At 67.6% G+C, this 12,159-nt stretch carries 13 protein-coding genes and 1 pseudogene; 6 read left to right on the forward strand and 8 right to left on the reverse strand.

The window, feature by feature from the left end:
- The 4 genes from ABZ406_RS19555 to ABZ406_RS19570 all read left to right on the forward strand — a co-directional run.
- Positions 1-436: alpha/beta hydrolase (locus ABZ406_RS19555; protein WP_357763367.1), on the forward strand; the 436-nt coding region annotated here is incomplete at its 5' end.
- A complete protein-coding gene (locus tag ABZ406_RS19560; protein ID WP_357763369.1) occupies positions 429-1,019 on the forward strand; it encodes a TetR/AcrR family transcriptional regulator in 591 nt (196 codons plus the stop codon). The genes ABZ406_RS19555 and ABZ406_RS19560, both read left to right, overlap by 8 nt.
- 99 nt (positions 1,020-1,118) lie before the next feature.
- Positions 1,119-2,387: a low temperature requirement protein A gene (locus ABZ406_RS19565; protein WP_357763372.1), complete on the forward strand. Its 1,269-nt coding sequence runs from the start codon at positions 1,119-1,121 to the stop codon at positions 2,385-2,387.
- Positions 2,388-2,601: 214 nt separating this feature from the next.
- On the forward strand, positions 2,602-3,288 hold the full coding sequence (locus ABZ406_RS19570) for a DUF998 domain-containing protein (protein WP_357763375.1): 687 nt from the start codon (positions 2,602-2,604) through the stop codon (positions 3,286-3,288).
- A 209-nt stretch (positions 3,289-3,497) separates the two neighbouring features.
- On the opposite strand, the gene ABZ406_RS19575 is transcribed toward ABZ406_RS19570, so the two are convergent.
- Positions 3,498-4,034 (reverse strand): hypothetical protein, encoded by a 537-nt coding sequence (locus ABZ406_RS19575; RefSeq protein WP_357763378.1) that lies wholly within the window; start codon positions 4,032-4,034, stop codon positions 3,498-3,500.
- A 159-nt stretch (positions 4,035-4,193) separates the two neighbouring features.
- Between ABZ406_RS19575 and ABZ406_RS19580 the strand changes: the two genes are divergently transcribed.
- On the forward strand, positions 4,194-4,733 hold the full coding sequence (locus tag ABZ406_RS19580) for a GNAT family protein (protein WP_357763381.1): 540 nt from the start codon (positions 4,194-4,196) through the stop codon (positions 4,731-4,733).
- Positions 4,734-4,837: 104 nt separating this feature from the next.
- On the opposite strand, the gene ABZ406_RS19585 is transcribed toward ABZ406_RS19580, so the two are convergent.
- From ABZ406_RS19585 to ABZ406_RS19605, 5 genes and pseudogenes are all read right to left on the reverse strand, one after another.
- Positions 4,838-5,746, reverse strand: coding sequence for a hypothetical protein (locus tag ABZ406_RS19585; protein ID WP_357763384.1), 909 nt, complete (start codon positions 5,744-5,746; stop codon positions 4,838-4,840).
- A 55-nt stretch (positions 5,747-5,801) separates the two neighbouring features.
- Positions 5,802-6,878: a cellulose binding domain-containing protein gene (locus tag ABZ406_RS19590; protein WP_357763386.1), complete on the reverse strand. Its 1,077-nt coding sequence runs from the start codon at positions 6,876-6,878 to the stop codon at positions 5,802-5,804.
- Positions 6,879-7,152: 274 nt separating this feature from the next.
- On the reverse strand, positions 7,153-7,488 hold the full coding sequence (locus ABZ406_RS19595) for a hypothetical protein (protein ID WP_357763390.1): 336 nt from the start codon (positions 7,486-7,488) through the stop codon (positions 7,153-7,155).
- Between the two features lie 128 nt (positions 7,489-7,616).
- A complete protein-coding gene (locus ABZ406_RS19600; protein ID WP_357763393.1) occupies positions 7,617-8,648 on the reverse strand; it encodes a DUF808 domain-containing protein in 1,032 nt (343 codons plus the stop codon).
- Between the two features lie 212 nt (positions 8,649-8,860).
- A pseudogene (locus ABZ406_RS19605) lies at positions 8,861-8,968 on the reverse strand (IS5/IS1182 family transposase); the annotation flags it as partial.
- Positions 8,969-9,469: 501 nt separating this feature from the next.
- Here ABZ406_RS19605 and ABZ406_RS19610 point away from each other — a divergent pair.
- Positions 9,470-10,831, forward strand: coding sequence for a ricin-type beta-trefoil lectin domain protein (locus tag ABZ406_RS19610; RefSeq protein WP_357763395.1), 1,362 nt, complete (start codon positions 9,470-9,472; stop codon positions 10,829-10,831).
- A 240-nt stretch (positions 10,832-11,071) separates the two neighbouring features.
- Here ABZ406_RS19610 and ABZ406_RS19615 read toward each other — a convergent pair whose 3' ends face one another.
- Together ABZ406_RS19615 and ABZ406_RS19620 are read right to left on the reverse strand one after the other, a co-directional pair.
- Positions 11,072-11,434 carry a hypothetical protein gene (locus ABZ406_RS19615; RefSeq protein ID WP_357763397.1) on the reverse strand — a complete coding sequence of 121 codons (363 nt, stop codon included), beginning with the start codon at positions 11,432-11,434 and terminating at the stop codon, positions 11,072-11,074.
- Positions 11,350-11,853 carry a hypothetical protein gene (locus tag ABZ406_RS19620; RefSeq protein ID WP_357763400.1) on the reverse strand — a complete coding sequence of 168 codons (504 nt, stop codon included), beginning with the start codon at positions 11,851-11,853 and terminating at the stop codon, positions 11,350-11,352. Before ABZ406_RS19620 ends, ABZ406_RS19615 begins: the two co-directional genes overlap by 85 nt.
- Between the last annotated feature and the right edge of the window lie 306 nt (positions 11,854-12,159).

Below are 12,159 nucleotides of genomic sequence, written 5' to 3' on the forward strand. Positions count from 1 at the left end.
GAAGCGTTTCCGGACCGGTTACAGCCAGATGGGGCAGGTCATGGTCCTGGGAAGGCTGGCGAGCTGGAAGAAGTACCTCGATGTGGCGTATCCGGCCAAGCCCGCCGACTGGGACGCCGAACTGACGCGTATCGAGGCGAAGCTGAGCGAGCCCGGCCGGATGAAGGTTCTGCAGGCCATGTGCAAGACCAGCCCGACCGATGCCGGCGCGCAGCTGGCCAACGTCACCTGCCCGGTGCTGGTCGTCGAGGGCAGCCTCGACCCCGACTGGGCCGAGCCCCGCGCCGAGGGCGAAAAGGTCATCGCCGACCTACCCCGGGGCCTCGGCCAGCTCGCCGTCATCGAGGGCGCCGGCCACTACCCCCACGCCCAGACGCCGGATCAGGTCCTCGCTCTGGCCCGGCCCTTCCTCGACAGAACGCTGGCGAATGCCTAGGGCCCGGCTCACCCCGCTGTCGGTCACCGAGGCCGGCGCCGCCCTCATCGACGAGATCGGCTTCGAGAACTTCAGCATGGGCCTGGTCGCGGAACGGCTCGGAGTCAAGACCCCCGCGCTCTACAAACACGTCACCAGCCAGGCTGATCTGGTCCACCGCATCGCGGCCCGGGCCATGGCCGAGTTCGCTGACGCCATTCGGGACGCCATCCAGGGCCGGGCCGGCAGCGACGCCCTCGCCGCCGGCGCGCAGGCGATGCGGACCTACGTACTGGAACACCCCGGCCAGTACGCGGCCGGCGACGCCGCTTCCCGCCCGACCGGGCCCGACGACCCGATCATCCCCGCCGTCGAACGGGTCGTCGCCTCCTGGGCGGCCATGCTGCGCGGCTACCACCTGGACTCCAGCCAGGAGATTCACGCCCTGCGGATGCTCCGCAGCGTCCTGCACGGGTTCTCGACCCTGGAAGCAGCGGGCGGGTTCCGGATGGACGCATCCGTCGACGACAGCTTCACCTGGATGATCAATTTTCTCGACCGTGGCCTGCAGGACATCACCGCCACCGCCAGCAGCGCCCGCTGACGGATCGTCGACGAACACGACCACATCATCGCGGAGGACCGACATCAGCATCACCTGCGCACCGACGATCACCCGGACACCACCACCCGGCGGCCACTGATGGTGCACATCGGCGAAGAGCCCAACGAAACCCGGATCGAGCGGCACGCGAGCTGGGCCGAGCTGTTCTTCGACCTCGTGGCGGTGGCCGGCGTGGCTGCGCTGGCACACGTGCTCGGGTCTGAACTGGACGCCGCGGCGCTCGGTCTCTACGCACTGCTGTTCCTGGCCCTCTGGCTGTCCTGGGCGACGTTCATGCTGTACGGCAACGTCGCCGCCGGCCAGACCCGCGTGCTGCGGCTGATGGTCGGCATGTTCGGCGTCGGGACCATGGCCGCGTCCGTGCCAGGCGTGGCGCACACCGTGCTCGGGCACGGCAGCGACCTCCTTCCGCTCAACGTCTTCGCGATCGCCTACATCGCCACCCGCGTGTACGGGTCCAAGTCGTGGCAACGCGGCGCAGTGTTGCTGGACTTCCCCGTGGTGCAGTACTCGGCAGGACTGCTCCCCTGGTTCGCGTCGCTCTGGGTCGACGAGCACTGGAAACTCGTACTCTGGGCCGCCGGAGTCGGCCTCGACCTGCTGCTGATCCTGGCCCTGTCCGGCAGCAGGGTCCTCCAGCGCGTCGAGTCGTACCTCACCGCGCCAGAACGGGCTCAGCGTCGGCCACGACGAGGAGGCCGCCCCAACGGCAAGGGCCCGGTCATTCACGGGGTATCGGTCGACCAGGTCCATCTCTCCGAGCGCCTGGGACTCTTCGTGATCATCGTGCTCGGCGAATCAGTGGTACAAATCGTTGCCGCCGCCAGCGAGACGCGATACGACATCGGCCTGCTGGCCACCGCGCTCGCGTCGTTCATTCTGCTGGCCGGCATGTTCGGCTTGTCCGTCGTCTTCGGATACGCCGGCCTGCCGCACCTGCGCGCCGGCCGGATCCCCACCCGCGCCGCCCTCGGCCTGCACTGCCTGGTCACCGGTGTCGTCGCCACCATCGCCGTGCCACTCTCTCTGGCGGTCAGCCACGGCTCCGACCCACCGCCCGGGCAAGCTCGGTGGCTGCTGTGCGGCGCGGTTGCTGCCTACTTCACCCTCGGCGTGGTCACCGGCGCCGCCAGCCACAGTTCCGACCTACCGAGGACGATCTCACGGGTCACAACCGGCATCGCGGCCCCCCTGCTGCTCGGCCTGCTCGCCACCGCCGTCAGCGCGCGAACACTCGTGGTCTATATGGCTCTGATAGTCCTGGCCCACCTCTGGTTCGAACGACGACTGACGCCCATCCAGCCCGCTCCCACCAATGAAGCGCCCGACCGCGTGGGCGGCTCATGAACCCTTTCGTCGGGCTGACGTCCAACGCCGGTCCCGGAGCCGTGCACCGCTTCGCTTACGGGCAACTGAGCACCTCATCGTCCACGCAGGGCTGTACGAGTTCGACACCTCCTGGGCGCACACCCCCTCACCCGCGCGGCATCCGCCACCTCTGAAGCCGCCGTGACTCGGCCCCGAACACAGCTCTCCCGACCAATCAGTTACCTAGACGGAAGTGGAACTCGTCATGAACAAGCTCCGCCCCCTCGCGGCTGCCACCTTCATCCTGGGCCCGGTGATCTATCTCGCCGCCGAAGCGATCACGGCCGCGGCATGGAAATCGCCTACCTACAGCTACGCCGACAACTGGATCAGCGACCTTGGATCCGCCACCGCCGGGGTGTTCCAAGGCCGCGAACTCAACTCGCCGCTGCACGTCGTCATGAACACCGGATTCATCGTTCAGGGCCTGCTCTTCGGGATCGCCACCGTGCTGCTATCGCGCACGATCAGCGGGCGCCGTACCTTCACCGCCGTGACCGGGATCGTGACCATGATCGGCTACATCCTGGTCGGAACCTTCCACGGTTCCCTACAGGCGCAGCAGAACGGCACGCTACCCCTGCACTTCACCGGAGCAACGCTGGCCATCCTCGGCGGGAACGTGCTCGCCCTCGTCCTGGGCATCCACTGGCGAAAGACTCCCGAGACGCGGCTGATCGGCCTCGTCAGCATCATCGTCGCAGCATTCGGCCTGGTCTCCGTAACCGCTCTCTTCCTCACCTTCGACGCTGGTCTGCCCTCGGGCGCGATCGAACGCGGCTCCGTCTACACCATCGTCATCTGGCAACTCGCCGTCGCCACCGCACTCCTGCGCAGCCGGGCCGACTCCCGCGCACTCCACGTCACCGCGACCAGTTAGTTCACAAGCACGGTCCAAAACCCCCATCACATCCAGTGAATCGACCCCGGTTTCCCCGACGCGAGGAATCGTTTCCGGGAAACCGGGGAAACGGCGACAATGCCTCGCATGACAGCCCCGAACAGGCTAGCTCGCCACCGCAATTCAGGAAGCCGGCGGCCGATCGGCTTGGTACGCAAACCAGCGCCGGAGTTGCCCCGCAGGGGTCATTAGTCGGTCGTCGTACCCGCGGCGTTCCACACCAGTACCGCCTCGCAGGAGCCGTGATCGGTGCGCCGCGCGGTGAAAGTCACCAACTGGTCGCCCGGCAGCAACCGGGCCTCGCCGAGGAACTGCTCGTCCACCAACCTGACCTGCAATCTGTCCCCGCCGATCGCCCGTCCCTGAGCCGTGATCACCCAATCGACTACCGGCGAGCAGCCGCCCCGCAACTCCAACGATCCGGTCACCCGAGTGTCCTCGGCCTCGTCGAGCGTGAAGCGGGTGGTGACCGAACCACCGCCGGGAACCGTCCACACCATCTGCCGGGGCGGGCAATTGGCCACGCCCTGCTGAACGCAGATCGGGCGATTGTGCTCGCGGGGTCGGTCACCGGACTGGTAGGTCAGCCCCGGTGTGGGATCCGTGCTCTCGTCGTACCAGTGCACCAGCCCGCCCCACACCACGAGGCACGGCGCGAACACTATGCACACCGCGAGCACCTGGAGCAGATTGGTCCTGAGCGCCTTGCCAACGGACATATCCATCACCCCACCAGGGAGCCTCCACCAGCAGCTTTATTGAATCACTCCGATGTCACCGTCCAGCCATGGCGGCGCGCTCCCGATGGGCGACGTGGCCGCGTCCGAGCGTGCCCCGGTTTAACCCGGTCGTGGATCTCCATGCCGGCTGTTAGCGTCGCCGGCATGTTCGCCACCGACCGGGTCCGACTGCGCCCGCCCACGCCCGACGACGCGCCGAACATGTTCCGCCTGCACGGTGATCCCGAGTTGCACCTGATCACAGACGGCGAGCCGTTCCTGCCGCGCCACGTCGGCCAAATCCGGGCCCGGCTGGAGAAACAGGTCACCGAGCCGCCCGACGGCGCGACCACCGTGTCGCTGCTCGCCGAAACCGTCGCCGACGGCACTTTCCTCGGTGGCAGCGCGCTGTGGGGGATCAACGCATTCAACCAGTACGCCCACCTCGGCATCTCACTGCTACCCGAGGCGCGTGGCCAGGGGTACGGGACCGAGGTGATTCGGCTGCTCTGCCGATACGGCTTCCGCAACCGCAACCTACGCCGTCTGGAATTGGAGACGCTGGCCAGCAACACGGCCATGCGGCGGACCGCGGAGACGTGCGGCTTCACGCACGAAGGCACCCAGCGGGAGCGCGAGTACGACGGCGACGGCTTCGTAGACATGGTGACGTACGGTCTACTCCGTTGCGACTGGACGCCGTAGCCGGCCGGCGCGACGACATCGACCCGATCGGCGGCCACGGATACTCACAGACCGATCAGCAGGCCGCGCCCGGTCGGCGGCATGTGCGCGCACCTCGGGCGGCTCTATGGTGCCTGCTCCACAAACGTGTCGTCGAACGGCCATTGATCGGCGCCGAGATCGACTCGGATGCTGCACCGGTACCTGAGCAGATCGATCCGGTCCGCGTCGTTCAGGTCCCCGTCCGGCTGTCTCGACGGATCGGCGTCGACGTTGTAGTACAGGCGGCTCTCGGCGATGTAGTCGCGACGAAAATTCGTACTCCACTGGGAGTTGTGACCCCATCCGTGGGATAGATCCACCGCTCTGCGGTTGCGCCGCCACCAGGCCCAGTACAGTGCCGAGCGTGCCGCCACGTCGGCGTCGAGGTGGTGAGTGCCGGCCCGGATCGCCACGCCTGCTCGGGCCACCAGCAGGCTGCCGACGATCGCGCCCGGCCAGAACTCGCCGGGCGGTTCGTCAGCGTCGTCGCTGACCTGCACCGAGACGATCTCGTGGAAGAACGGGTGGAAGGACGATTTGGCCAGCGGTGCCGCCCGGATCGCCGCGCGAAACGCCGGCCATGCCGACATGCCCGGGATGGTGCCCCGCCACCACGGCATGCCGCTGGTCCAGTCCAGCAACTGCGGATCGGGGTTGTCCGGTTGAGGCGCCGACACCAGCACCTCGACGATGCGACTGAACGCGTACAGCCCTTCCAGGGCCGTGAAGTGGTTGCCCTCGCGCGGTACACGCACCCGGCGGCTGTCCGGACGGCCCAGCTCATGCAACTCCGCTACAAGGTGAGGACGCCTATCAAGCCACGGCTGTAACACCTCGCCGCCCCAGCCCGCAGCCAGACCATCCCGCAGCTCGACGAACAAGTCTTGGAACTCCCACAGCGTCGACGGCACGCCGCGCACGATAAGCCACCCGCACCGCGGCGGGTGGCGGTGCTGCGCTGGCACGCCAGGGACAACTTCGACGCTGAGCAACTGGCGGAAGTGCTGCGGGAACGGGGCGACCCTCGACGAACGGAGGGCCGAGGCGCTAACGGATGGTGAAGGTCAGCGGGTTCGAGATGCCGATGCCGCCGTGGGGATCGTGGACCCGCACGGTGAAGGTGGACGACGTGCCGGCCGACAGGGCCGTCTGGAACTGGTAGCGCTGTCCGCTGTTGGTCGGCGTCACGGCCAGCCGGGTTGCGCCGAGGTACAACTCCACCCGGCTGACGAGGTCCCCGGGATCGGTGTCGGCGACGTCGGCGACCAGCGTGACGGTCGTCGGCTCGAGGAAGTAGGTCTGCCCGCCGGGGGTGCTCAACGCCACCGCCGGCGGGTGGTTGGTGCCGGTGGACGCCGGCGTCACCACCGTGACCAGCAACGGCGGCGCAGCGCCAGGAAGCGACTGGTCGGTGCCGGCCGAGACGTACAGCACGAAGGTGGTGCTGGTGCCGGGCTCCCCGATCGGTGGTGTCCACAGCGCCTCGTACCGGTCACCGGTCGTCCTCACTCCCTGGGCCGCCGTGACGCCGTCCACCCGGAACGACACCGAGGTGATGCTGTGTCCGCCTCCCACGGTCGCGGTCGCCGCCAGCGGGACGGTTCCCGGCGTGGTGTACACCGCACCGGCGGTCGGGCTGAGCCAGGTGACGATCGCTGGGTAGTCAGCGACCGGCGGTGTGGTCGTCCGGGTCGGCGTCACGCTGGGCAGGACGCCGCCGGTGCACGTGACGCCGTTGAGCGTGAACGACGCCGGTATGGGGTTGCTGCCCGACCAGGCGCCAACGAAACCGATGTTCGCGGAGCCATTGGTGCCCAGGGTCGCGTTCCAGCCCAGATTGGTCGCGCTGACCTGCTGGCCCGCCTGGGCCCAGGTGGCGCTCCAGGTTTGCGCGAGCCGCTGGTCGACTGCAGGGAACGCGAACCGCAGCGTCCACCCGTTGACTAGGTCACCCAAGTTGGTGACCGCGATGTCGGCGTGGAAGCCACCGGTCCACTGGCTGGTGACGACATAGTTCACCCGACACCCGGCCGCCGCGCTCGCCGCACTGGCGTGTGAGATCGCGGCCATCATCGCGACCATGGCAACAGCGATGGCGGCCACCGCAGTCAGCGACTTCCGCATGGCACACCTCGCCCTAGATAGCTGAACGTCTATCAATATGTCGACTGTCCTGCTGCTCCGCCCTCCTGTCAAGGCACGCACGGCAGTCCCGCCGCCGGCAGGACAACGGACAGCCCGCCCATGGCTGATCGGAGCGACCACAGCGCCGAGCAGGCAGAAGAGCGAATAGCGCAGCTTCCCGCCTGGACCGCGACTGAACGCCAGGTCCTGGACGACTTCCGTCAAAGACGCAACGAAGTGGGCGGCCACGTCCCGGCAGAAACCCGAGCGCCTGTTACGCGACCCCGCAATGTGGACCGGCGAGTGGGTAGATCTTCATCGGCTTCTGATCGCGAATCACGGCCGGTGGCAGGCCGGACGCGCGCAGAACAGTGGACTGCTGGCGAGGCGCGCTCAAGAGTCGCTCACGCTGACCAGCGTCGAGGCCGAACAGCTCGATCAGTTGTCGCGTCGACAGCAGGCCATGCTGTTGCACCGATGGCCAAGCAGTCGCCGACACCGTGTGGAAAACCTGCGGATGGCGCGCGATCAGTTCCTCGACGTCCATGCCGGCAATGATGCCGAAGGTCCACGGGTACGGGCCATCAGCGATCCGGTCGTCATCCTTCATCACCCCGTTGACAGACCCGCGGTCTGCGCCGCTACCCCTACGCCTGCCGAGACAACCGCTACCCGTAACGACCGGCTCGCGCCCTCCAGAACGCCTGACCGCGTGGTCGAGTTGCGGTGATTTTGCGGTCAACCGCGCGGCGCTCGGTCCGTTGAAGCGTCGAGACGCTGAGCTGCACGGCTCGGCGGCACGGGGTTGGCGCCGTCAGTACGAGTCGGGCCCGCCGCAGTCGCAGCCTTGGGTGTGCGGCGTTGGAGGGTGAACGTCATGACCAGCACGACCAGCGCCCCGACGATCAGCCCGAGGATCGCGCTGGCCACCGTGTTGACGAGCCAGCCGACGAGCCCGCCGAGAACACCCGTGGCGTCGTGGGCGGCGACCTCCACGTGGTGCACGGCCTCGTACAGGAAGTGCAGGTTCAGCTCGTTCGTGCCTAGCAGCAGGATGTGCCCGCCCACCCACAGCATCGCCGCGGTGCCGACCACCGTCAGCACGGTGAGAACGACCGGCATCGCCCTCACCAGACCGCGGCCGAACGTGGCGACGGCGCCGGAACGTTGCGACAGGCGCAGCCCGGCGTCATCCATCTTCACAATCAGGGCCACCACGCCGTACACCAGGACCGTTATGACGACGGCGACGATAGCCAAGATCACCAGGCGGGACCAGAACGCCTCATCGATCACCTCGTTAAGGCTGATGACCATGATCTCCGCCGAGAGAATCAGGTCGGTTCGTACCGCCCCGGACACCAGTGTCGCCTCGTCCTGCACCTTCTCCTCGCCCCCGCCCGAGGCACCGTGATGGGCGATCTTGGCCCACACCTTCTCCGCGCCTTCATAACAGAGGTAGGCGCCGCCGAGCATGAGGATCGGAGTGAGCAGCCAAGGCACGAACTGACTGAGCAGCAGCACCGCCGGCAGGATGATCAAGAATTTGTTGCGCAGCGACCCCACGGCAATGCGCTTGATAATCGGCAGCTCGCGCTCGGCCGCCAGGCTCCGCACGTACTGCGGCGTGACGGCAGCATCGTCGACGACGACACCTGCAGCCTTGGCGCCGGCCTTCGCCGCGGCCGCCCCGATGTCATCGATCGACGCGGCAGCGGCACGGGCCAGTACCGCCACATCATCCAGCAGGGCAACGAGTCCACCGGCCAAGAGAGGGTCCTTCCAGGGTTGCGCAGAGTCCGAACTGGCCCATTCTCGCCCAGGTCCCTGCGCGCGGCACGCCACCGCCCGGTCGCATATCCGGCGAGAGCTTGAGGTAAGCGACTATCGCGCTCGGCCGACGACCCACCACCACCGCGACCGGGTCATCACCGGGCGCCAGCTCAGGCCGAACCCGTCCGCCGCAGTCACCGTTAGCCAGGGTCGGCGTAATTGCGTTCCGGTCGATGTCTGGATCGACCGCGGATGCCCTTGATCGGCGGAATCTTGTTGACCAGGGGCAGTAATTCGGTGACGTCGTGACGGTTGCCGCTGCCGCCATGCTCGGCTGATCCCCCGTCATGCGGTCTCTGCTCAAACGCAAGCGCGGCAGCAACCCAATCACCGAGCCCGTGACGCCGACGCCGACATGTTAGCCATCCGGCGCCCGATCGAGCACGCCGTTCGATACGCGGCCGACGGCTTGCCCACGCCGGAACGCTGCACCGGCTCGCAACCGCCGCGGCCACCCACCACGCGGGTCACCTCAACCCGCACAATCCCGAGTAATCGGCAGCTATCTCTCAGGTCTCCTGCCAGCCGGCAATGCATCGGCAACACGGCGTTCATCATCCATTGACAGTAGTTGATCCGTGTGGTTAGCGTGAGAGCGCTCTCACGCGTTGATGGCTCGCAATGCTTGTCCAGGAAGAGCACTCTCGGTCGCCCCGGGCGGGAGTGTCCGTGGCCCACTCGCCGTGTCCGGCCGCGGGGTCGGCCCCGGGCATTGGCGTCGGTCCGTCATCTCCAACGGAAAGGCGAGGCTCCCCGACATGAAGATCAGGAATGCAGGTTTCGCGGACCGAGCGCAGTCACGCAGCCGCCGGCGCCTCATGGTCCTCCTCACCGCGGCCGTCACTGCGCTGGTCGGCAGCGTGGTCATCCAGCAGCAGCCCGCACAGGCCGCGTGGAACCTCGTGTGGGCCGACGAGTTCAACGGATCCGGCGCGCCGAGCAGCGCCAACTGGAACTACAACGTCGGCAACGGTCTTAACCCCGGCCTCAATACTTTCGACGGCTGGGGCAACGGCGAGTGGGAGTGGTACCGCCCCGAGAACTGCACGCAGTCCGGCGGCAACCTGGTGATGCGCGCCAACTGGCTCACGACGCCCATCACGGTCAACGGCCGCAACTTCTACCAGACGTCGTGCCGCATGACGACGGACACGAAGAGGTCCTTCCAGTATGGCCGCATCGAGGCGCGCATGGCGCTCCCGACCGCCGCCGGCTCGTGGCCGGCTTTCTGGATGCTCGGTGACTCGTGCGACGAGACATCCACGAGCGCTTACAACCCAGCGCAGACCTACTACGACCGCCTGCCCACCAACTGGGCCAGTTGCGGCGAGGTCGACATCATGGAACACGCGAACGCGAACGCGACCGTGACGAACAACATCTTCTGGGATCTCCGAACGGGCGTGTTCCCGTGGACAGCTGGTCAGAACGCCAACTACGTCGCGAACCCCGCCGTCAACAACGCCGCGGCCTTCCACGTCTATGCGATTGAGTGGACGGCCGCGCAAATCCGCTGGTACATCGACGGTGTGCAAACGCACGTGATCGACACGACACCGGCGACGTTGGAGGAGTTCCGCAAGCCGTTCCACGTCATCTTCAACCTGGCGCTGGGCGGCACGTACCCCGGACAGAACCCCGTGCAGAGCCAGTTCCCGCTCACCGCATCGATCGACTACGTGCGCTACTACCAGGACGGCGGGGGCACGACGCCGCCTTCCACAGGCGGACCCGCGACGCAGATCAACGGGCCGGGCGGCAAATGCGTGGACGTGGGCGGAAACGACACGGGCGGCAATGGCGCGCCCGTGCAGCTGTGGACGTGCCAGGGGCCTTCTGTTTCAAGGGACCAGCAGTGGAGTTGGGACGGCCAGACACTGCGGACGTTGGGCCGGTGCCTCGACGTCACCGGCGCGGGTACGGCCAACGGCACGAGGGTGCAGCTCTGGGACTGCAACGGCGGGGGCGCACAGAACTGGGTCCAGGAAGGTAACCGGTTGCGCAACCCGAACTCCAACAGGTGCCTGGACTCCCCGCAAGGCTCGACAGCGGACGGCGCGCGACTGCAGATCTGGGACTGCAACGGATCGGCCGCACAGTCCTTCGTAAAGGCCGCGTGACGGCCGGCCGAGGGGCACGCTGACGGTCAGGGCGCGGGAGCGGACAGGCTCCCGCGCCCTTTCCGCGCCTTCCAAGATGCGACCAGCGCCGGCTTTGTCCGGCGCGCTTCGGCCGGCACACCAGGGCGTCCTTCCTGACCGCCGACGGCTTGACGGACGGAGTCCTCGCTGCGGGTCGTCAGCGTGTGCGAGGGACAGGGACATGACCTAATCCGGGGTTGAGGAAGATCGGTACAGCGGTTAGCGGCGCAGTTGGTGCAGGGTCCATCCGGCGCCGTGCGGGTCGTGGAGCATGGACGCTCGTTTGAACAGGTATTCGGCGCGGGGGTACGACAGTCGGCCGCGGCCGGTGTCGGGGTCGATGTCGGCGAGGGCCTGGGCGCGGCGCCCGCCGGTGGGGGCGCGGCGGTCGGCGAGGAACACCGGCCCGGTGGCGCGGCCTTGCAGGAGCCGGGGCAGTAACCGGGCGGTGGGGGTCTCCCAGTGCACGTAGGCCTGGTCGCCGCCCTTCTCCACGATCAGGGCGCGGCGGAACTCCATGTCAAGGTCGGTGACGTCGAGGCCGAGGATTTCGTCGGTGCGGGCGCAGGTTTCGTAGAGCATCCGCCACAGCACCCGTTCGCGTAGCTGGTGGCGGTCGTCGGTGAACAGCCGTTCGAGGCGGGTCCGGGGTATGGCTTGTCCCGGGCCCGGGTGACCTTGCGGCGTTCCAGGCGGCGACCGGGGTCGGTGGTGAGCCATTCCTGGCGGCGGCAGTAGGCGGCGAACGAGTTCAGCGCCGACAGGTGCTTGTTGAAGGTGTTCGCCGCCTTGTCGTCCCAGCGGCCCATCACCGTCTCGTACACCTCGGCGGTGAGGTGCCCGACAGGCAGCAGGTCGCCGGCGAGATCGCGGAGCCGGGTCAGGGTCACGGCGTAGGTGGTCCGGGTGCCCTGGTCGTTGCGGAACCGGTCGAGGAACCGGTCGACGGCGACGACGAGCGGCACGCCGGCGCCAGCACTCGGAAGCGGGGGTGCAGACATCGGACCGGCCTCCCCGTGATGTGACACAGAACGTAGCCGAGTCGTACCGTGTTGCGAGCAATCGTCGCACTGGTCGGGTTGGGTGCGGGATCGTTGTTGTGACAGAGAATAGGAAATTCCCTGTCGCACCGCTGATGTCGTTGAGGGCTGAACTACGTGCCGCTGACGCTGCGTCCAAGCCAGGGCGTCCCGGTCGCCACCTGGGGCGGCGCGGCCAGGTCCGCTGCAGCATCTGCCCCTCGGTTCACCGGCGAGATCCGGTGTTATCGCTTCTGTCATTGATCCGCCACCCTCAGTGACGCCATT

Origin of the sequence: Micromonospora sp. NPDC005710 (assembly GCF_040630995.1) — a bacterium.
GTDB lineage: Bacteria > Actinomycetota > Actinomycetes > Mycobacteriales > Micromonosporaceae > Micromonospora.

Bases quoted from the DNA above. Each gene is read 5' to 3' on its own strand.
- ABZ406_RS19595 (WP_357763390.1), bottom strand. From the start codon at position 7,488: ATGAAGGATGACGACCGGATCGCTGATGGCCCGTACCCGTGGACCTTC.
- ABZ406_RS19615 (WP_357763397.1), bottom strand. From the start codon at position 11,434: ATGCTCTACGAAACCTGCGCCCGCACCGACGAAATCCTCGGCCTCGAC.
- ABZ406_RS19565 (WP_357763372.1), top strand. From the start codon at position 1,119: ATGGTGCACATCGGCGAAGAGCCCAACGAAACCCGGATCGAGCGGCAC.
- ABZ406_RS19590 (WP_357763386.1), bottom strand. From the start codon at position 6,878: ATGCGGAAGTCGCTGACTGCGGTGGCCGCCATCGCTGTTGCCATGGTC.
- ABZ406_RS19560 (WP_357763369.1), top strand. From the start codon at position 429: ATGCCTAGGGCCCGGCTCACCCCGCTGTCGGTCACCGAGGCCGGCGCC.
- ABZ406_RS19610 (WP_357763395.1), top strand. From the start codon at position 9,470: ATGAAGATCAGGAATGCAGGTTTCGCGGACCGAGCGCAGTCACGCAGC.
- ABZ406_RS19620 (WP_357763400.1), bottom strand. From the start codon at position 11,853: ATGTCTGCACCCCCGCTTCCGAGTGCTGGCGCCGGCGTGCCGCTCGTC.
- ABZ406_RS19580 (WP_357763381.1), top strand. From the start codon at position 4,194: ATGTTCGCCACCGACCGGGTCCGACTGCGCCCGCCCACGCCCGACGAC.
- ABZ406_RS19575 (WP_357763378.1), bottom strand. From the start codon at position 4,034: ATGGATATGTCCGTTGGCAAGGCGCTCAGGACCAATCTGCTCCAGGTG.